The organism is Vibrio sp. BS-M-Sm-2, from assembly GCF_041504345.1.
GTDB lineage: Bacteria > Pseudomonadota > Gammaproteobacteria > Enterobacterales > Vibrionaceae > Vibrio > Vibrio satsumensis.
Window position 1 is genome coordinate 985539 of sequence record NZ_CP167895.1, and the last position, 21288, is coordinate 1006826.

Annotated in this window: 10 protein-coding genes and 1 pseudogene; 8 read left to right on the plus strand and 3 right to left on the minus strand. The window is 44.0% G+C overall.

All coding sequences use genetic code 11. The features are described from left to right. Positions 1-404 precede the first annotated feature (404 nt). Positions 405-653, minus strand: coding sequence for a hypothetical protein (locus AB8613_RS20410; protein ID WP_017062732.1), 249 nt, complete (start codon positions 651-653; stop codon positions 405-407). Positions 654-905: 252 nt separating this feature from the next. Between AB8613_RS20410 and AB8613_RS20415 the strand changes: the two genes are divergently transcribed. Next, positions 906-2510 (plus strand): mechanosensitive ion channel domain-containing protein, encoded by a 1605-nt coding sequence (locus tag AB8613_RS20415; RefSeq protein ID WP_372384860.1) that lies wholly within the window; start codon positions 906-908, stop codon positions 2508-2510. Positions 2511-2728: 218 nt separating this feature from the next. Continuing rightward, positions 2729-3562 carry a RecX family transcriptional regulator gene (locus AB8613_RS20420; protein ID WP_371714405.1) on the plus strand — a complete coding sequence of 278 codons (834 nt, stop codon included), beginning with the start codon at positions 2729-2731 and terminating at the stop codon, positions 3560-3562. 71 nt (positions 3563-3633) lie between these two features. On the opposite strand, the gene AB8613_RS20425 is transcribed toward AB8613_RS20420, so the two are convergent. Beyond that, positions 3634-4428, minus strand: coding sequence for a response regulator transcription factor (locus AB8613_RS20425; RefSeq protein WP_372384861.1), 795 nt, complete (start codon positions 4426-4428; stop codon positions 3634-3636). A gap of 219 nt (positions 4429-4647) precedes the next feature. Between AB8613_RS20425 and AB8613_RS20430 the strand changes: the two are divergent. From AB8613_RS20430 to AB8613_RS20440, 3 genes and pseudogenes are all read left to right on the plus strand, one after another. Continuing rightward, positions 4648-4725: pseudogene (locus AB8613_RS20430) on the plus strand (DUF3187 family protein); the annotation flags it as partial. A 155-nt stretch (positions 4726-4880) separates the two neighbouring features. After that, positions 4881-5912, plus strand: coding sequence for a porin (locus tag AB8613_RS20435; RefSeq protein WP_146490900.1), 1032 nt, complete (start codon positions 4881-4883; stop codon positions 5910-5912). A 164-nt stretch (positions 5913-6076) separates the two neighbouring features. After that, a complete protein-coding gene (locus tag AB8613_RS20440) occupies positions 6077-6388 on the plus strand; it encodes a hypothetical protein (protein WP_146490899.1) in 312 nt (103 codons plus the stop codon). Between the two features lie 93 nt (positions 6389-6481). Here AB8613_RS20440 and AB8613_RS20445 read toward each other — a convergent pair whose 3' ends face one another. Next, a complete protein-coding gene (locus AB8613_RS20445) occupies positions 6482-8329 on the minus strand; it encodes a M3 family metallopeptidase (protein ID WP_327784798.1) in 1848 nt (615 codons plus the stop codon). 254 nt (positions 8330-8583) lie between these two features. Between AB8613_RS20445 and AB8613_RS20450 the strand changes: the two genes are divergently transcribed. From AB8613_RS20450 to AB8613_RS20460, 3 genes are read left to right on the plus strand one after another with little or no spacing between them, the layout of a single operon-like run. Further along, positions 8584-17766: an RTX toxin gene (locus AB8613_RS20450; RefSeq protein ID WP_372384862.1), complete on the plus strand. Its 9183-nt coding sequence runs from the start codon at positions 8584-8586 to the stop codon at positions 17764-17766. Between the two features lie 34 nt (positions 17767-17800). Further along, on the plus strand, positions 17801-19960 hold the full coding sequence (locus AB8613_RS20455; RefSeq protein WP_372384863.1) for a type I secretion system permease/ATPase: 2160 nt from the start codon (positions 17801-17803) through the stop codon (positions 19958-19960). Continuing rightward, positions 19953-21278 (plus strand): HlyD family type I secretion periplasmic adaptor subunit, encoded by a 1326-nt coding sequence (locus AB8613_RS20460; RefSeq protein WP_372384864.1) that lies wholly within the window; start codon positions 19953-19955, stop codon positions 21276-21278. Before AB8613_RS20455 ends, AB8613_RS20460 begins: the two co-directional genes overlap by 8 nt. The last annotated feature ends 10 nt before the right edge of the window (positions 21279-21288 follow it).

Consider the following 21288-nt stretch of genomic DNA (forward strand, 5'->3'; position numbering starts at 1 on the left):
TAAGAAAGAGCGCCCAAAGCGAATGCTTTTGTCGGCGATTCTGTGTAGATAAGAAAAGTAATGGTGTATTTAGCAAATCAGTCAGTAATCGAATCAGTTAGTAGCTAAAGCGAGCTCGTTGGATTGTGGCTAGCTTAGATAAGTTCTCTTCGCGCCACAAGTCATAAAATTGTTAAAGTGAAACTATGTATTAGTGCGGGAAACAGCAGATATAGGATAAACGCCGTATAATCACCAACTCACGCGAATACGACATTGAGCTCTAGTTAAAGTTCACAACAATCGGCAGTTATCGCGAATTTATTGTGTATCGAGTGGTTTATTTTCCAAGAGGCGATACAAAAAAGCCCAACAGGCCGTAGATGAACGTGTTGGGCTTTAATCATTAGGACTATTGGAAAAACTTAGTGAGTGCGGCGAGGGCCGTTACGTACCAAGTCTTTACCGTTATCAAAGACTTCTTTGGTGATCCAACGAGCAAGTAGAACTTTATGGCTGCTGTTGAATACAGCAACGAAGTGACGGCCATCAGAATTATTGGTTGCCATGCCTACACCTTCAACGCCTTCAAGGCCTAAACCGCCAGCTTCCACTGAAATTAGGAATTGCTCTAGTTCTTCTAGAGACTCAATAATATCAAGTTCGTTGTTCATTTTTATGCTCTCTTGCTGTGAGCCAACATCGTATTTAAGGCGCTTTAGTGCATGTGCCCGAGTGAAGATATTGGCCATTGTTCTTTGTTGGATGCGTACTCTACAGGTCATAAGTGGGGATTGGAACTCTCAAATATTAGAAGCTGTCTGATAATTTGCGAAGTTTTAACATAACATACGTTTAAATGCTTGTTATCCATCTTCTTTTTACTACTATTTATAGGGTCAATTTAGACAGTAATAGGAATTAATATGATGAAGGTTTGGCGTTGTCTATTGTTAATGTTGGCGTTTGTTGCATTTGGAAGTTTTGCACAAAGTGTCGATAAAATAGCAGAAGTACAAGATCAATTAATGCTCGATCTGGCAACATTAGAAACGGCGCATGATGCAGAGAAGCCCTTTCTTGAGGATATATTAAGGCGTAAGAATCAAGCCTTACGTGAAGAGATATTCTCTCAATTATCATCTGACAAAAAAGATGGACTTGATGTCATTCTTTCTCAGCAGGTTGAACTCTTAGAAAAACTGTTGGCATTGAATGAAGTTAAAATCGTTACATTGAGCAAAGAAAATCGTTCAGCTGAAGGTGATGTTAAGAAACGTCTTGAATTACGCATTCAGAAACGAATCGGAATGATGGACACCTATTACCAACAGCTCGCTAAAACATTAGCGTGGTCAAAAGAGCGTGGTGTTGATGTAGCTGTACCGGAAAAAGCTCTAAAAGTTGACTTGGTGTCTCGCTCTAAATACCTGACTAATGCCATTCTTTACACAGACACACAGCGACAAGATCTAGAAGCGCGTTTGTCTTTCGTGAATGAAGAAGAGAAAGCGACCATTAAAAAGGAGCTTGAGCGTTTCAGCGAGCGTACTAGTGTAATGGTGGCGAGCTTAGAAGAAACCATCACACTAATGGAACCGTTTGGCGTCGACGTGACTTCTTACAAGCGAGTGTTGCTGGCAACGACGGGAGACATTAACGCCGATGTATTGGATGTTGATGTTGCACTTGAGTTGTTGGATGGTTGGCTTCGTTCGTTCAGTTCATGGGCTTTTGAAAATACCCCTTCATTCATTGTCAAACTGGCTCTGTTCTTGGGTATTTTGTATGTGACTCGTTTGCTGTCAAACGTCGCACGCAAAACCGTTCGTAAGAGCGTTTCGCATTCGAAAATGGACTTTAGTGTATTGATGCAGGACTTCTTTGTATCAATCGCATCTAAAGCGGTCGTGTTTATTGGTTTGCTTATCGCGCTGTCGCAAATCGGGATAGAGCTAGCACCACTACTAACAGGTTTCGGTGTTGCCGGTGTGATCATTGGTTTCGCATTGCAAGATACGCTATCTAATTTTGCTTCTGGCTTGATGATCTTGATCTACCGTCCTTATGATGTGGGCGACATGGTTAAAGTGGCGGGCGTGCAAGGCACGGTAAAAGATATGAGCTTAGTGTCGACGACCGTTCAAACTATCGATAACCAACGCTTGGTGATCCCAAACAACAAAATCTGGGGTGACGTGATCAACAACATCACGGCAGAGCGTGTGCGACGTGTTGATATGGTTTTCGGTATTGGTTACTCAGATGATATCGATAAAGCGAAAGCGGTATTGAACGACATCATTGTTGCGCACCCTCTAGTGTTGAAAAAACCAGAGCATATGATCAAGCTTCATACCTTGAATACGTCTTCTGTAGATTTTGTCGTAAGGCCTTGGGTTAAGACTGATGACTACTGGGATGTGTATTGGGATGTGACGGAAACCGTGAAGAAACGCTTCGATGAAGAAGGCATCACGATTCCATTCCCTCAACGAGATGTACATATTTACAATCACGAAGAGAACTAAGCGAAAGAGCTAGTACGAGAAGCAATTTCGAAAAGAGCGATTACGTAAAAGCTAAGTGTGGCTTCGAGCCATCATTCTTAATGTGATATCAAATGGACGCTGAATAAGCGTCCATTTTTTTGGCTGTCGTTTATATTGAGCCTCATTCTTTATGTCACTCCACCCATCTTAGAATTAAGTTATGATGGGGTAGGCTCAATCTGGACAGTTGAAAGCGAATGGATGATTCACAGCAAAAAACGAATAGTAGAAATACAACGGTAAGAAAAGCGACGCGAATTGAAAGTGTTATGAACTCTGCGATGTGGCATTTAACTCAGAGGGATATGACGGAAAGTGAGTTGGTTGCGAAGCTCAAAGTAAAAACCGACAATCAAGAATGGATCGATGAAACTTTAGGGACTCTGAAAGGCTTTGGGTATCTCAAGTCTGACCAAGTGTTTGCAGAACAATTCGTGGAACAAGCTTTTTCTGGTGAATTTGGTTCTCGATATATTGTCGAAAAACTGAAGAAGAAGGGTCTGACGGACTCTGTGATTTCTGATGCGATTCATAAGGTGTCCTTCGAAAAGTCTATTGATGAACAAACCATCTTGATAGAACGAATCAACCACTATTACTCAAGCTTTACTATGAGCCGTGAAAAGCTAGTCGCGACCCTGCAAAAGCGTGGCTTTAGCTATCAACAAGTTAAGGTAGCGATTGACCAGCACCCACAAGCGCATCAACTGAAAAGTAACATTCAAATTAAGGCCGAGAAAGCCGATTTGGAAAAAGAGGTGTTGAAGTATGCTCGTAAAGGCAAGGGCCTGACTGCCATTCAGCAAGAGCTTAGGCAGCGACAAATCGACACAAGTGAACTGTCATCGCTAATCGAACGATTGATTAACGAAGAGCAACTAGACTTCTATTCTTCGTGTTTAGAACAGTTACAGAAGAAATCTTACGATCTAAATGATCATAAAGAACGATCCAAGGCTTACGCAATGCTCAGTCGAAAGGGGTTCTCTTCAGACGAGATCAAATTTGCTCTGAGTGAAGGTAACGAGTAACTGGTATTATTGATCTCAAGAAACATCGAACGTTAATATATAAAGAGCAGAAGGGCATCGAATACCTTGTTTTAACGTGTTGTATGCAGGTTCTCTGCAATACCTAAACCATTGCGCAAGGCGAACTGAATAAGGTCATTATGGCTGTTTAGATTCAACATACCTAGCATGCGGTACTTGTGTGACTCAATGGTTCTCGAGCTTAAGTGAAGTTTATCGGCACACTCTTTTGCACTAAACCCTTGAGCAATCAGAGCCAGAACCTTGGTTTGTTTTTTTGTGAGTAACAATAGCTTCTCACTGTCATCTTCTAACAAGTTCTCATTTTGTTTTAGCGTTCTGGCTAACGTTGAATGTTGCCAATAACAGAGCCAAAGTTCGCAGATTAACTTTAAGCGCTGGATATCTTCGAGATCGAAGGTGGTATCGTTGTCGTGAAAGTTAGTGAAAGACAATGCTCCCCAGCGTTGGTTAAACAGCTGTAAAGGAATGATGCAATGCCACCTTCCTCCTTCTTTGTAGATCTTCTTTAACACATAGTTTTTGGTTGAAACGAGCTCGTCACTGGTAAAAGTGAGATAAGTTTCATTGGTTTTCAAGAGCTTTAGGTAATCAAGATAGTTACCGCCAACCAAACTTTTCTTATCGACAGGAGGTATGTTTGCTTTGGAAACCGAGCACGTTTTCCCATCTTCAAGTAAAACCATTGAATTAGGGTATAGCGTTAAACGATCGATCCCAAACCAATCGAGTACGTCAAAACTTGCTTCTGACCAAGTTGTTTGAAAGTTTTTAGGATCGCTATTAATAAGTGAGGTCGATTGTTTCATTAATAGTTGTTCAAAACTTAGGTTTAAAGCAGACACGTTTTTCCTTACTCGATACATTCATTGGGTCAATGCACAGAAGATATTCGTTCAACTAGCTCAGTGCAAGATAAGATTCTGATATATATCAGAGGTTCTAGTCTCCGTTTTTTTATAACTCTTGGTTCTATATTACAGAGTGATAAGCAGTATATTTACTGCATTAATTGAACGATGTTTTTTATAGGCTCAGGCTTTTAATTCTGCCTAACAAACCCCGTGATGATTGAGAACATCCGTAATATGGATAACAGTACCGATATCGGTTTTACGCTCGGCTTGCGATTCTCAATATAAAAGCCATATCAACATATCATTATGTAATTTAATTCACCAAAGCTATAAAATTTCAGTAAATTTACGGTATATCAATAACGTATTTTTTTGAACAATAGCGCCACTCCAAAAGGCCGGACTAACAAGGCCGAATCAATATATAGGTAGTGGTTATCATGAAAAAGACATTAGTAGCACTTGCGATTGCAAGCATCTCGACTTCAGCTTTTGCTGTAAACACAAGCAGCCAAAATAGCCAAAATGAAGACATGTTTGCATTTGACTCAATGCACAAAGATCAATTCTCAGTATCAGGCTCTTTCGGTGTTGGTGGTTACTACGATACGGGTTCTAAAGCATTCTACGATGACTGGGCAACCGGTCTTACTCTTGCGGTAAACTACCGTAACAACCGTATTGTTGGTTACTTTGAAACTGACATGATGGTCAACTACACCACTGATAACAACGTTTCAGCGAATGCAGCAACTGCTGGTTGGACAAACGGTATTGATACTGGCCCGGCAACCGACGTAGACAAAGCATGGATTGGTTTCGACACTGGCTTTGGTATCGCTTCATTCGGTTGGGAAAATGATACAGCACTAGACAAAGTCGATGGCGCTGGCGACAACACCTATGAGTTTGGTGCTTCTGCTGGCGATGCTTCAGACGGCTTCAACGTGGTTAAGTTCCAGGGTGCAACCAATGGTATCGCTTACGGTATTTCTTACTTTGAAACAGGTGACGATCATAATGATGCGGATAAAGGCATTAATGGTTACATCGGTTTAGAGCAAGAAGTATTCAACCTATACGCTGGTTATGAAGCTCGTGATGACGATGCTGATTACGAAGTTTACACAGTGACAGGTAACGTTAAAGTTGGTGCTCTTAAACTAGGCGTGAACTCTTGGATTGAAGAGAGTGACTCTGTTAAGAATACGGGTTACTACGTTTCGGGTGGCTACACACTTTCTGAAGACCTAACAATCGCAGCGGGTTACGCATCTAGCAGCAATGAACTTGATGGCCAAGCCGATGTCGATGCTTCTTACATCAACATCGCGGCAATGTACCGTATTGCTGACAACGCTGACATGGGCATTGATATCAAGCAAGACCTGGATGGTTACCGTGTAGGCAAAACTAGTGCGCAATACGATGAAGAAACTCACGTATTCGCAGCAGCTTACTACTACTTCTAAGAACTTGAATTCTTAGAGCTTCTAAGAAATTTGATGGTAATGGTGTAATAGCTTGCCCGGTCGTTACACCATGTTCTCTTCTTTTCGCAGTTTAAGCATCCACAAATCGACATGTGGTATGCCACTCAAGTGTTACGAGTGGAATTATTATTTGGAGAAATGTAATGGTTGAAAGCATTACTGCCAAGGGTGTTATTTACGGAAATGATACCCTGTTTACATGTAAACCGAATCGAAACGGACTATTTGAATTGGCACGTAAACATGGAAGAGTCGCAGGTACTCGCCCACAAGATCTCAAGAACAAGGTTTATGCTGAATCTCTTGATGAAGCTTGGAATTTACTCAAAACAGAAAAGTTTTATATTGTTTTGACGGGGCAGGTATTCGGCATTCATCGAAAATCACTAAGAAGTGTTGATTCTGTTGATGTTGAGTTTAATAGCAAAATTCGCTCAGCATGTTTCACGATATAGATCCCAAGCTGAATCTAAAAAGGACGATAACTTATCGTCCTTTTTTCATTTTAGTTTTGAACTCAATTTTTGTTACAGAGGCTTAAACACAATCTATCGACCGTATTGCCCAACGATAAAGTGCTCAAACTCATCACACATCTGATGGTTTGATTTATCATTATTCGCCAACTCGGTTGACCCATCAACGATCGATATCTTCGCATTCAAATCAGCAACTGGTGCACGCTCTCTTGTCGATAGCTGTTTGATTTTTTGCTCTTCAATAGCCCATGCTTCCTCTGGCGATAAGTTGCACTCGTCAGCGAGGTATTTGGCATTAAAACCTTCCCCAGTTAGGCTTTCGATTGTCCCATTATGATTCACGCTATTTCCTTGGTACCAATAGTGCTTAGCTAACAAAGGGCCGATCTCTGGGTTATCCGTTAAGTAGCCAAACTTATCGGTGAAATATGCACGAGTTTGATACACCGCCATATGAGCCAGTAGGTAACCTTGATACGCGCAAGACGCTTCATCCGACAATAGATGCGGGATCGCCATTAATGGGCGAGGGCTACAAGCCAATCCAAGAATCGTTTTCTCACTATTACGAGCGAGAGCGGTGATCTTTTCAGGCGTCAGATCTTCATCTGCCAATTCGTAAAGTGCTCGCTCGAAATAGGGAACCACTAAAATGCTGCGTTCTTGATAAGCTCTGAAGGGTTGTTTGTTATCGATGATTGCTTTGATGAGCTCATTAGGCACCGGTTGTCCTTCTGCATTAAGTGCGTACTGTTTTAACCAATCGGCATCATTCAATAGGCTATCGCAGAACATAGACTGGGTTTCCGCATAAGCCATCGAGGTAGGTGCAAACTCTTGAGAGAAACACGGCGCGTTCATTTTCACGTTAGCAAAGTGCGCAGCGTGCCCACCTTCGTGAAACAGTGTGTTGATCCCATCATAGCCGCTGCCTACTTGATCGGGCTTAGCATTACTAGTGAAGTTGACTTGAGCAGGTACCCAGGTGTCTTGGTCATAGAACGAAGGAATAGGCCCGTGACAGAAGCCGTTTGGGTATTTACCTTTGCGATCAAGCAAGTCCAACTTCAGTGTGGCTTGTGAATATTCGATATTCAGGCGACCAAAAGATTCAATCCAGCGTCTTAATGACTTTGAGAAAGGGACATAAGGGTCGAGGTCATTCATCACGTCACCAGCAAAAGAGTAGGTGAAGTTATGGCCTTCGAGGGCGCTCTGACCTTTTTGCTCTGCTAGGTTCTTCAAGCTTTGTTGGTGACTATCACGGGTACGTGTTTCAAAGTCATCCAGAATCGAGAACAGTTGCTCAGTGGTCATCTGTTCAGTTTTAACGACTGAGTAATCAAAAAATGTTTTGAACCCTAGAGATCGGGCAAACTTATTACGCTTTTTGATCAGCTCAATAAATCCGTTAACCAGCAGCCATTGCTCTAAATTTAATAGTGTTTGGTGTGCAGAAAACCTTACTTGTTCATTACTATTACTTCTAACTGCTGAGCCTAGAACTGGCAAGGAGCCCTCTGTTTCTTCACCCGTTTCATTGACGTAAGTCATTACGTGATTTTGTTTTTTCTCAAACAGTTCAGCCTCAAATTTTATGAGGTCTGTTTTAAGCTTCTGTGACTGCTCAGACTCAATAGCGTGAGCTCTAAAGGTCGCCAACCAGCCATTTAAGCCTGTAAACGTACTTTCTTTTTCTTGGGGGGCTTGAATTTCATCGATAGCAGCAAGTTGCATTTCAATAGCGGTAATCTGTTCGGCAGAGCTTAGAAACTCGGTCCACTGAGTCTGCGCGAGTGTCGAACCATCATGGTCGTCACTGATTCCCATATAGGTATCCCAAAAGAAGTCCTCTTTCGCTTTATGAGTCGCAAGATACTTTTGATTCAATTGGTTGAGATAGTTCGTTGCAGTCATGACATTCCTTGAAAATTAACCAGTAATTTCAACATTATGACACATTCATTGAATGTATTTTGTGACGATAGATATAACTGAATGCAAGTCACAGCATATCGGTTTACTTTACAGCGTATCAATGGTAATTAATTAACTGTTAATGATTTGTTGTTTGCTAGTATTTATGAGAGAGAGTTCGCTGATTTCTCCAGCCTTTTATTGAGTAAATTGATGTTCTCAAGGTCAGCGTTTTTGTAAGGAAGAGGTTTAGGATGGATCCTATTTTATATATCGAAGTTGGCGGGGTAATTTGGCAGGTGTTTCCTGACGGTACTTGGCAGCCATTACCCGCTGCGCAAGCGAAGGTCGAGGGCGTGCAAGTGGTGAGTATTGAACCTCAAAACTTGGACCAGACTCAACCTCTGACAGAACCACAAATAGAAGCTGTAGAACAACAGTTGGAAAAGGTTGTGACACAGCTTGTAAACAACATTGAAAGCTCGCCAGAACAGCCGAGTGCTTCAAACGACCAACCTAGCGCTAGTGCCTCTTTTATTGCCTATGTCCGATCTACACTAAACGAAACCCTGGCAGAAGCCGGTTTTGATACTCGACCAACAGAATACTTTGAAGACGACGCAACATCGAATGAAGGCAACCTCGACATACTTTTACCGAGTGCTGCGTTAACCGTAGATATTTTAGATGGTGGTGACGGTTACGAAAACCAGTTCGAAGTGCCTTCAGTCACGATAACGGGTACCGCTGTTGATGTTCGAGACGGGCGTACCGTTCTGCTAACGATCACTGACATTAATGGTAATACGGTGACCACAACAGCAATCACAAGCGATGAAACCTATGTTGTGAACGGTGTTGATCTCTCTTCATTGGCTGAGGGGGATCTTAAGGTCGATGCGGTCATTGCTGATGAGTTTGGTAACAGCATTGCGGCCAACGACTCTACAATCAAAGACACCCTAGCTACAATCGATGTTGATTTTGATGGTTTTGGTGATGAGTTTTACAACCAATTCGAAATTGCCAACGGAGCGCTAGTCGGCACCGTAGCCAATGTTGAAGATGGTCAGACGATAAGCATTTCCATTACCGATAGCCAAGGACTCACCCAAGAATACACAACGACCGTATCGGGTGGTACATGGACTCTCACTCTACAAGACTACTCAAGTTTTGCGGAAGGGGAGTTGACGGTGATTGCTAACACCATCGATATTGCCGGAAACCCAACCACAGCGACAGACACCATAATCAAAGATACGTTAGCGAGCATCACCGCAAGTGTTGATGATGGCGGCGATGGTGTTCTCAACAGTTTCGAAGTTCAGTCTGCCAAGTTCTTCGGTACCGTCCAAAATGTTGAGGATGGTCAAACGGTCAATATCCGTATTTCAGACAGCACCACCAACGTTATCGCGCTGACGGCGACGGTTGTGAACGGTGCTTGGTCTGTCGAAGGCGTCGATTTAACGAGTTTTGCTGATGGCAGTATTACCATTGAGGCTGACACTATTGATATCGCTGGTAACCCAGCGAATGCAGTAAATAGTGCCGGGGTCATTGTTATTGATACCGTTTCGCCTGTTATTGATATTGATACGTTAGATGGTTTTAGTATTTTGGCATTTCGTAGTGGCCAACTTACCACCATGCAGGGTACAACCAATGTTGCAGAAGGTTTACCGGTTTACATTGAAGTAAGCGACGGAACTCAGACACTAGTCTTTGAGGGCGTAGTTGATTCCGCGGGTAATTGGCAGGTGGAGAACATTGACATCTCTGCATTGGATTCGTCGGCAGAATGGACGATCGACGCAAAAGTTTTCAATACAGTCGGCAACGAAGCCATCGATGATATGCCAACGATTATTCTTCCTGAATCTGTTGTGTTTTCGGAAAACATCATCGGTATTTTTGGAGACGAAACACAAACTTCTGATATTCGGATCGATTTTGCAGATTTCTCGTTTAGCGAAGATCAAACTATAGCTGAGTCGCTAACTTCTCAAGGCTTGTCGATAACGATTACCGTATCAGGTGACAAACAAAGCCTAACCGGAACAAGAAGCGATGGCGAAATTGTATTCGATGCTGCTATTTCTGGCAGTAACGTAAACATCAACTTCTATAAGGCGATTGACCAAGAGACAGGTTTAAATTCTATTCAAACGTCTTTGGTTATTGAAGGTTTGCAAACGGACGCTGATGGCACTACGGAGCTGGTCATCGGCCATTTACCTATTATCATTAAAGATTCTGAACCACTTATTTTTGATGAATCTTATCAAATGGTTGAGGGGGAAGTTGCATCTGGCAACGTCCTTAATAACGATATAGACCTAGATACTCAACTTACGATAAAAAGTGTTGAAGTTGATGGCACGACCAAGACGATTGTCGGTGGTTCTCCAGTTTCATTTACTACTAGCGAAGGCACCTTGACTGTATTTGCGAATGGTCATTGGAATTTTGTTGCTGATAGAAACCTTGATCATACGGTCAGCCAAAATATTACATTTAATTACGTCGCTGGGGATATCAGCAACGACTTTGGTAGTGGTACTGCTATTATCGATATTATTGATGGTGCAGGTGGTCACATTGTAGATGGTAGTACGACAACAATAGAAACAGATGTTGCAGATGGTATCCAAACGGTAGTGGGTCAGTTCTCCGTTTTGGGAGGTTCTGATAACCCTGATCCAGACTCACTAGTTTTTGATATTAGCACTTTGAATCAACTCGATGCACTGAATATAACTACGAGTGATATTCTGATACCGCTCTCTTACACCTTGTCAGCTAACGGTAAAGTGATTACAGCACAAGTTGGCGGCGAAACTATTTTTACACTGACGCTAGCAGCAAGCGCGAGTGGTGATGATGTTTTGGCGGACGTTACTTTAGTGTTGAATAAACCGCTTAACCACGACTTTGTCCGAGATTCACTCACATTATCATTGAACGTTAAAGGGACTGATTTGGATGGCACCGCATTAACTGACGGCAATTTTAAGTGGGTAGTCAAAGATGGGGCGAATCCTAGCCTAGATAGTGTGAGCAATGCGGTCATTGATGAATCTGATCTCTCAAGTGGCACTGCATCAAGCACCGGTGTTTTCAGCCTCAATTTAGGTAGTGACTATGAGGGGGCACTTTTTTTCAACTTAGCTGATCAACCCTTGTTATTTAGCGGAGGCGAACAGATTGTCTACACTGTCTCCCCTAACGGAAACTTGCTCACCGGTTACGTTGGTTCTGTCAGTGCGGAGAACGTTGCTTTTACGCTTAGTTTCCCTCAAACCGACAGCCAGGTTGACTCGAATGTAACTTACACATTTGTTCTAAACAAAGGCTTGGATCAAAGCTCTGCTACGGACCAAATTCCATTTGTTGTTACCGCTAGAGATGATGATAACGATGAAACCAAATTAACCCTGAATGTATCAGTGACTGATGGTGGTGAGCCAACGATTGGCTCTGGAATGGTGGAATTGAGTGAAATTCCCGTTGCTGATAACACTCCATCGGGAGTTGGTTCAACAGCAAACGTGAGCTTAGCTGTTACCGCGGGCAATGACCCTCTGGTTTTCTTAGGTTTGGATGTGACCACGGGCCAAGCTGTTCTAGATAGCGATGGTGTAGCGGTAACCAGCAATGGTGAAGCGCTGACTTGGCGTGATAATGGTAATGGTAACTTTGATGCGGTTCTTGGTAATGGCGATGCTGTTTTCAGAATCAAATTACCAGACAGCTTCAGCCTTGAAGCCAATGGCTCAACAAACGTTGATGTCGTTATTGAACTGTATCAGTCCATTGATCATGGCTCAGGTTCTAAAGACACCGAGCTGACGATTCCAGCTTCTATCGTCACCATTGATTCCGATGGTTCGAGAGACACGCAAGAGTCTGACATCAAAATCTATGACGGTAAAGATCCTCAAATATCGGTAATTGGAAGTATCTCCGTTGATGAGGATGGGTTGTTAGGAGACGGCCAGCAAGTTGGATCAGAGGATAGCAGTCCTTCTTTAGGTATTATTGAGGGCTCTGATGATGTTGTTTCTGTCACGGTAAACACCACTGCTTTTGATGCACTTAGTTACACCAGTGCCGGAAAAGCGATCTCCTTGCAGGCTGTTGACTCCGATGGTTGGTATTACGGGCAAGACTCTGATGGAAACAACGTGTTTAGGATCCGTTTTAATACTGACGGGACAACTGAGTTTGATCTCTATGCGCCACTTGATCACGCATATGGCGATAATGGCGAGAACAACTTAGCTCTTAATTTCGAATTGGTGGTTAACGATGCGGATGGAGACAGTTCAGACCCTGCTATCTATTCTGTAAACGTAACTGACGCAGTTCCAACTGGGCGAAGTGGCTCTATTGAGTTGGTGGAAGGCGACAATCTTAGCGGACAGTTTTTAACGGAAGAGTTTGCTGGTGCTGATGGCGCAACTATTATTAGTTTCGATTATCGCGGTACTACCTACACCTTTGTAGATGCTGATACCCCAATAACCATTGATCTAATCAACGATTTTGACAGTGGTAGCGTATACGGCCAGTTTACTCTCTCATCAGATGGTAGCTACCAGCTAACGACGAACCCGAATGTAACGACTGCCCCTACCAATCCCAAGATCGTCGATGACATTGACTATTTGGTGCGAGATGCGGATGGCGATGAAGTCATTAGTAACGCTGAGCTTGTATTAGACGATAACGAAGGCTTTATTCGTTATGAAGACTCAGAAACCACAGAAGATAACGAAGCGATTATTGTCGTCAGTGTCTCAATCGGAGATATCGACCAAAGTGAAACCGTTACGGCTATTGAGTTCTCAGAAGCATCGTTAAACGGTGGTAGCTTGTACCTTGATGGTGTATTGCTTCAAGTTGTAGACGGCAAAGTCACCTTGTCTGGAAGTCAGCTAGCAGCGATTGATAGTCAGTTTACTGGCCCAAATGGACAGTTGACCTATCGTCCAGCTCTGCATGAATCCAATACCACGTCGACGGTTATTTTGGCGATCAACGCGATCATTAGTACCGATACGGTACCAAAAGAATTGACCGCTGATGTTGCCGTTTCCGTATTACCCGTGGCTGATGCTCCGGAGTGGTCTGATTCAGTGTTCACCTACCAATCCGTAGAAGACGATGCTAACCCCATTAAACTAGATATCACCGCTCAATTGGTTGACCAAGATACATCTGAAGAATTGTCTTACACCATAAGTGGCATCCCTGAAGGGCTAAACATCACCTTGAACGGAAAGATGGTTGAAGAGGGGAAAGAGTATACTCAGAGCGAAATTGATAGCATGGAAATCAGAGCCGATGAGAACCTCGCGGGTCGATTTGAATTTGATATCACTGCGATTGCGACAGAAGCAGGAAATACCTTTGCTGACCCAAATGATAGAACTGTCGATATCGTCAATGCAGTAGTCGTTGAGATCTCACCGGATGCGGATACTCCAATTTTATCTGTTAAAGATTACAAAGGTCAGGAAGATGAAAACATCTTCCTAAAGGACGTTATTAATGGAGCGTTGACGGATACTGACGGCTCTGAAACGTTTAATTACCAAATTGAAGTACAAGACGGCTGGGCAATTCAAGGTGGATTATTCGTCTTGATTGGTCCTAATACTTATCTCGTTTCTGCTGAAGCGATAGAGAACGGCACCGCTTATTTAATACCAAAAGAAGACATCAGCTCCTTTACGGAAGACCTATTCATTAACGTGACTGCCGTTTCTTATGAATCGACCATTGACTCGTTAGACCCTGTTAATGTGACCGCGCTTAGCGACACTAAAACCATTAATATTTTCCTCAAAGGTGTAGTGGATGAGCCTGTTGTCGTGGACGGAGGTAATGCACACTGGGAATATGATAGCGACACTAAAGTCATCAGTAATCAATCTGTTCTCAATGAAGATGGTTTGATTCGCCTCGACTTTGTTGTCCAAACTTCGGACGACGATGTATCAGAAGAGATCAACATACTCCTGACCAACATCCCTGAAGGCACTTTTCTGGTGGATGCGTTGGGTGAACCAGTGTCACTGACGATTGCGTATGTTGATGGTGTTACAGGACCTGTATTCCAAGTATCTAACGCTCAACTGAATGACCTGTACCTCAAGCCGGTTCCTGACTTTAGTGGTGAATTAGAACTCACCGTTATTGCTATCTCAACTGAGCCCGATGGTGATTCGGGTGAATTTCTGATGACACTTAAAGTAGAGTTAGCCCCTATTGTTGACCAAAAAGACGGTCAAGTGGTGAGTACTCAAGGGATCGAAGATAGTCAAATAGGCCTTAACCTCGAGCCTTCAGTGAATCAGGATATTGATGGCAGCGAATCCTTGACGGGATATGTCATTGATAGCCTACCTGCAGATCTCACTCTTTATTTTGATGGGAGTGCTATTCAGATTCCAGCCTCAGGCTTAGATTTGGATACTCTACTGGACTCAACAACTCCAACGCTTTCGGATCTTCTAAGCAGCGGTAGGCTTTCTGTTACAGCGACAGAAGATTTAAGCGGAACATTCTCGATTCCTATCACCTATGAAGTCACGGATACCTCTCCAACTGGTGCCACGGATATTAAAGATATTACTGGTTCTATTAGCGTGACTGTCGATGCTCGTGTCGAGTTAGATACTCGATTAGAAGGCTCTACAGAGCTTTTACAGAGTACAGATGGCTCGCCTGTTGATATATCTAACGCCGTGACATTCGTCGACGCGGATATCGATGGGTCAGAGTACCTCGATTATATTTTGATCGAAATTCCCGACGGCTATTCGTTGATTGTTGAGCACCCTAATGGTGCCGCGCAAGATAGCTCGGGGAATTGGATTATATCGGCGGATGGGCTAACGAGTGACTCTTTCCAAGAGCTTGCAGCGTACATTTTAGATAATGCGACGATTTCCAGTCCAAGTGATACTCCGGTACTGGATATTGTGGTTCGTGCTCGTGTGATTGATGGCGAAGATGCGAGATATATTGATGCGACTTTCCCGCTGCAAATTACTGGTCATGATGGCGGTGGCGGCAGTTGTGATCCTGTTGGTCCACCAAGCCCGATTCAACCCGATGGCGAAATTAAAACACCTGAAGGGGAAGATATTGATCTTACTGGTTTGTTAAACACCGATGTTGGCAGTGATCCAGGCAATGAAATCTCTTTCTATATTCCTGCCGATTCACTTCCTGAAGGCGTTGAGATCTCCGGTGATGGTGTGATTGCTGAATACGATGCTTCTGGTGAGATCGTCGGTTATTCAATTACTGCAGATGGACTCTCGAAACTAACGTTAACGGGCTTAGATGAAGACTTTGCTGGCTGTATCAACTTTACGATTGAAACCATTGAGACCTCTCCTTGTAACGGAGATACCGTTACAACAGACCAAACCATCAGTATTCAAGTTCTACCCGTTGTGGACGACATTACGGTCGTGACTGACGCTACAATCATTCAAGAAGACACCGCGACAGACCTTAATCTTGAGCTAGTCCTTGGTGACAGCGTTGAAACAGGGCAGTTAATAACAGGTGAAGGTAACAGCGCTACTGGTAAAGAAACCGTTAACTCTCTAACGGTGAGCATTTCGAATGGAGCAACCTTGTCTGAAACTCCAACAGACACCGGGCTGTTAGTTGACAATGGCGATGGCACTTGGACGGTCACAGACCCTAGCCGATTGAGTGACGTGTTGGTAACTCCACCTGAACATTACAGTGGTGAAATTACCCTCACTGTGAAAGCAAATATTACCGATGAAGCGGATTGCGTGACTGAAACGGATACGCAAGATAAAACGACGGTGGTGACTATTACTGTTGAGCCTGTCGCTGATGCGGCGAACCTGGTGACGGAGAATATAGTAGGTGACGAAGACAACTATATTTCATTGTCATCACTTAGCGCAGAGCTGATTGACCAAGATGGCTCTGAAAATATGTCGCTTTCATTAAAGGGAGTTCCTGAAGGCGCAGTTGTCGCAATTAAAGTAGGAGATACCTATGAATTGGTTCCAAACAATGGCGCTGATGGCGGTACCTTCGATGGAAACCCTACCTACGAATGGCAGTTGGATCCAAGTCAGCTTGCGAACCTAGTTATTTTGCCGCCAAGGGATTTCAGTGGGGATATGGATCTTGCTCTTGAGGCAATCACTCAAGAAATTGGTACAACAGATATTCGTTATACAGAATCTGAGTTTACCGTCGGTGTGAATCCTATCGGTGATAAAGTTGAGTTTTTCGACCTACCTGAACAGCTGATTGGTAGTGAAGATGAAGGTATTGTTATTCCACTTGATGCGAATAGTTTTGAAACCAACAGTGACGAGTTTTTATTAATTACACTCACGGTAAATGGGACTTCGGATCCTTCAGGTTTAATTGGGCTTGATAGAATTCGCATTGGCTCTGAAACCGCGCAGTTTATCTCTAATGGGGTTGGTGGTGTTCACGCTACTATTCTGGTGACTGCGAGCTCCGTTGATGAGCTTGAGTTCTTTGCTGGAGACGCTTGGGGCAACCTCGATATTACGATCACTGGTCAAACGGTTGACCAAAATACGGTGCTTGGTAATTTGGTAACAGATACTGGCGAACCAAGTTCACAAGATATGACTTTGGTGATTACACCAGAGCCCGATGCTCCGTTGTTAAGCCTCGAATACCCATCAATTGTCTCTGAAGCAAGCGGCACGATTCCTCTTGGTCTAGATATTTCTCTCGTTAACCCTGCCGATTCTGAGGAGGGTTTTATTACCATCTATGACATACCTGCCGGTTTGACTTTCTCACATGGTTCGATGGTCGGCGGACAATACGTGGTGAACTTGGCGGATGTGCCTAATGTAGCGATTACCGGGGGCTACAACAGTGGTGATCAATTTGATCTAACGATTGAGCCATCAGCAGAAATCGGTAATAACCAAGCGGTAGGGCTCCCACAAACCGTATCGGTTGAGTTTGTGGCTGAAGGTGACTCTACGATTACCGCAACAGATGACAATGATTTGCTAATTGGTGGTACAGGCTCGGATAGCTTTGTATTTGAATCTACAGGTTTAGGCAGTGCAGATGCGCCGAGCTTCGATGTGGTTCAAGATTTTGATGCCTCACCAGACACGGATGCGATTGATTTGTCAGGTATCCTGGGTGGCTTAGGTATCGCGACGGGCATTGGTGCGACACAGTACCTCGATCTAGAAGAATCAGCGGAAGGCGTAACGATTTCGATTAAGGCCAATGGAGACGATGACGTCCAACAAAATATCTTGCTCGCCGAGGTGACGTATGATGATTTGTATCAGGGTGATAGTAGCAGTGCATTAGAAGCACAAATTTTACAAAAAATGATAGAAGACAATAATTTAACGCTGTAAGTTAGATGTACAGTCTATAAAAGGAAGTTTTAGATTGGTAGAACAAAAAGACAGCTGGCTAGGTTGTGTTGAGTGGTTGTGTGAGCATTTTAATGTTCGCAGCCATCCTTCCAAAATAGTGTCTGGCCTACCTTTAGTCGAAGGAAGGCTCAATGAGTCCCTTTTCCCAAGAGCGATTGAGAAATCGGGGTTAACACTTAGCCACGTTAAAAAAGAATTACTGACTCAATGTCAGTTTCCGGTTGTTGCTGTGAAATCGGCGACAGGTTTTCCTGTAGTCGTTACCCAAGGCTCGGGTGGTGACTTTGATGTTTTAGATTGTGAAAGTGATTCTAGTCAGACTATCTCGCTAAAAGAGTTGGTCGCACAAGTCGAACCTTATGTTTGGCAAGTTGGCGCTCAAGCTCTCGATGATGCTCGTGTTCAATCGCACGAACGCAGTGACAGTAAATCCAACACGCGCTGGTTATGGCGTGTCGTCAAAGAAGTGAAACCTTGGTATCGAGACCTGTTTATCGCTTCGTTCTTGATCAACGTATTGGCGCTAGTCGTTCCGCTCTTTACCATGAACGTATACGACCGTGTGGTACCAAACCAAGCGTTTAACACGCTTTGGGTTCTGGCGGCAGGCGTTGGTATTGTCGTTGTTTTTGATTGGGTATTGAGAAGCTCACGAAGCTCTGTGACTGATATGGCGGGGCGCTATATAGACAACAAGCTGTCTTCTCAGTTGTTCTCAAAAGTTCTCGGAATGAAACTCGAAAACCGACCACAATCGGTGGGTGCATTCGCAAGGCAGCTTCAAGACTTCGATAGCGTAAAAGATTTCTTCACTTCCATATCTTTGGTCACGTTAGTCGACTTACCGTTCACCTTGTTGTTCCTGTTTCTTATCGGTTGGCTCGGTGGCGCGATGATGTTCATCCCAGTCGCAATCATGTTGGTATTGATTGTCCTGAGCATTGCGATGAAAGGTAAAGTCGAGAAAACATTCGATGAAACCGCACGTTTGTCGACACAAAGACAAGCACAGCTGTTTGATTGCTTAACAACCCTTCCGGATATCAAGCAAAACAATGCTGAGGGTCTTACCCAGAAGCGTTGGGAACAGACTATTTCATCGCTCTCTCAATGGCAGACTCAATCTCGACACTACTCCAATATCGTGACGCACTCTATTCAGTCGAGTCAACAGATCGTCACCATCACTTTGATTATCTTCGGTGTGTATCAGATCTCTGAAGGCCTACTCAGCATGGGGGGGTTAATTGCAGTGGTGATGCTGAGTGGGCGAGCAGCGAGTTCAGTGAATCAGCTTTCTCTTCTATTACTGAGGTTTCAACAAACCCGTTCGGCAGTCGAAGGCTTGAACCAGATAATGGAACTGCCTCAGGAAGAGTCGAAACATCAGGTGATAGACAAGGGGGATTTTGACGGTGGGGTAAGGCTTGATGAAGTGACGTTCACTTACCCAGAAACTCAAAGCCCTGCATTGAAGGATATCTCACTGGAGATAAAGCCGGGTGAACGAGTTGGCCTTGTTGGTGCAGCAGGCGCGGGCAAAACAACCCTACTATCGATTGTTGCTCGCCAGTATATGCCAACAACAGGACAAGCTTTCTATCAAGAGATTGATGGGCAATTATGGCCAACCAGTGTTCTGCGTAGTGGCATGGGCTGGGTGGGGCAAACCACCAATCTTATTTTTGGCAGTGTTTACGACAACGTTACGCTTGGTGCGACCAATGTTGATGAAGTAAAACTAAGACAAGCGCTTCAACAGTCGGGTTTGAACGGCTATATGGGGCGTTTGAGCAATGGTCTTGAGACACCAGTTGGCGAAGGTGGCCGATTACTTTCAGGAGGCCAACTCCAAGCTGTCGCCATTGCAAGAGCACTATACCGTTGTCCAAAGTTATTGATCATGGATGAACCAACCAGCGCGTTAGATAACCAAGCTGAGATACAGTTCTTCAATGCACTGCAAAGTATGCCGAGAGAAACTTCTATGCTGATCAGTTCGCACAAATCTTCATTCTTAATGATGTGTGACCGCGTGATCGTTTTAGATAAAGGTCAAATCGTGGCGGAAGGTGCGCCTAAAGATATTCTCTCTCTACAGAAGAAAAGTGTACCCAAAGGAGCAAGCCGCTTTAAGACGGTTTCAGTGGTGAAGGGAGGTCGTCATGAGTAATGATATTCAATGGACCAACAACCACTTGGCATTTCGTTCTCGCAAGCTGATTTGGCTAAGTGCACTGTTGATTGTGTCGATCATTGGCTGGGCGACGTGGGCAACTCTCGAAGAAGTGGTGATTGGTGAGGGCAAGGTGGTGCCTAGCCTTTCAGTACAGACGATTCAGAGCTTAGAAGGGGGCTTGGTTCAAGAGATTATAGTGCGACAAGGCCAATCTGTTGTGAAAGGGCAACCTCTCGCTAAGTTAGAAGACACGCGTTTTAAGGCGGCATTTTTAGAGTCGGCTCAACAAGCGGATACTTTGCTGGCTCAACAATTAAGGCTAAGAGCCGAACTCTCGACCGTGGTGTTAAACAACGATGCTAAAGAGTGGTATGAGCGAGTGGTATTGGTGCCACAAGACATTGTTGTCGATGTATCAAGCCACCCTGCATTAATGAACGCCAAAGCGAACTATCTTGAGCGTTTGGGGCAATTAAAGTCGGAACTGGAAGAGGCGGCACTACGTATCGAGCAACAAGCTCAGGCTCGTGTTGATACCCTGAATAATATTCAGACTCTTGAGAGCAGCTTAGATATCGTGATTCGAGAGCGCAACATGCTAAAAGATGTGGTGGCCAGCGGTGCGGTTGCAGAAGTTGAGTTATTAAAACTGAACCGTGATGTGGTCAAACTCAAAGGTGATATTGCTAGCTCAAAAGTAGCAGCGCAGAAGCAGATAGCCGCCTACTCAGAGTCGATAGCGGATCGTCGAAGCATTGCCTTAGATTTTCGTACCAAAGTACAAGGTCAGTTGAATGAAGTGGCGAGCAAGATAGCACAGCTGAACGAAAGCCAGCAGGCAATTGCCGACCAACTCAAGCGTACCGAAATTGTTGCGCCTGTTGATGGCACAGTCAAAGAGATCTTTGTGCGTACCATTGGTGGTGTTGTTCGTCCCGGCGAGCCGATCATTGAGATTATCCCGTCAAACAGTGACCTGATTGTTGAAGCGAGAATCTCTCCACAAGATATCGCGTTTGTTCATAAGGGGCTGGGCGCGACAGTGAAATTTACGGCCTATGATTTCGTCATTTATGGCGGACTTAAAGGCGAGGTGATTTACGTGAGTGCCGACGCCTTACAAACGGAAGACGGCAACGCCTATTATCGCGCCCATATTCAGTTAAACGAAGACCAGCAACAAAACTCTGCCTTTAGCATTATCCCAGGGATGCAAGTCGCGGTTGATATATTGACCGGAGAGAAAACAGTATTGAGTTATTGGTTAAAACCTATTTTACGAGCTAAGGAAAACTCACTTCGCGAACGATGAAGTGCGTTAA

Bases quoted from the DNA above. Each gene is read 5' to 3' on its own strand.
- AB8613_RS20410 (WP_017062732.1), bottom strand. From the start codon at position 653: ATGAACAACGAACTTGATATTATTGAGTCTCTAGAAGAACTAGAGCAA.
- AB8613_RS20445 (WP_327784798.1), bottom strand. From the start codon at position 8,329: ATGACTGCAACGAACTATCTCAACCAATTGAATCAAAAGTATCTTGCG.
- AB8613_RS20460 (WP_372384864.1), top strand. From the start codon at position 19,953: ATGAGTAATGATATTCAATGGACCAACAACCACTTGGCATTTCGTTCT.
- AB8613_RS20435 (WP_146490900.1), top strand. From the start codon at position 4,881: ATGAAAAAGACATTAGTAGCACTTGCGATTGCAAGCATCTCGACTTCA.
- AB8613_RS20420 (WP_371714405.1), top strand. From the start codon at position 2,729: ATGGATGATTCACAGCAAAAAACGAATAGTAGAAATACAACGGTAAGA.
- AB8613_RS20450 (WP_372384862.1), top strand. From the start codon at position 8,584: ATGGATCCTATTTTATATATCGAAGTTGGCGGGGTAATTTGGCAGGTG.
- AB8613_RS20440 (WP_146490899.1), top strand. From the start codon at position 6,077: ATGGTTGAAAGCATTACTGCCAAGGGTGTTATTTACGGAAATGATACC.
- AB8613_RS20415 (WP_372384860.1), top strand. From the start codon at position 906: ATGATGAAGGTTTGGCGTTGTCTATTGTTAATGTTGGCGTTTGTTGCA.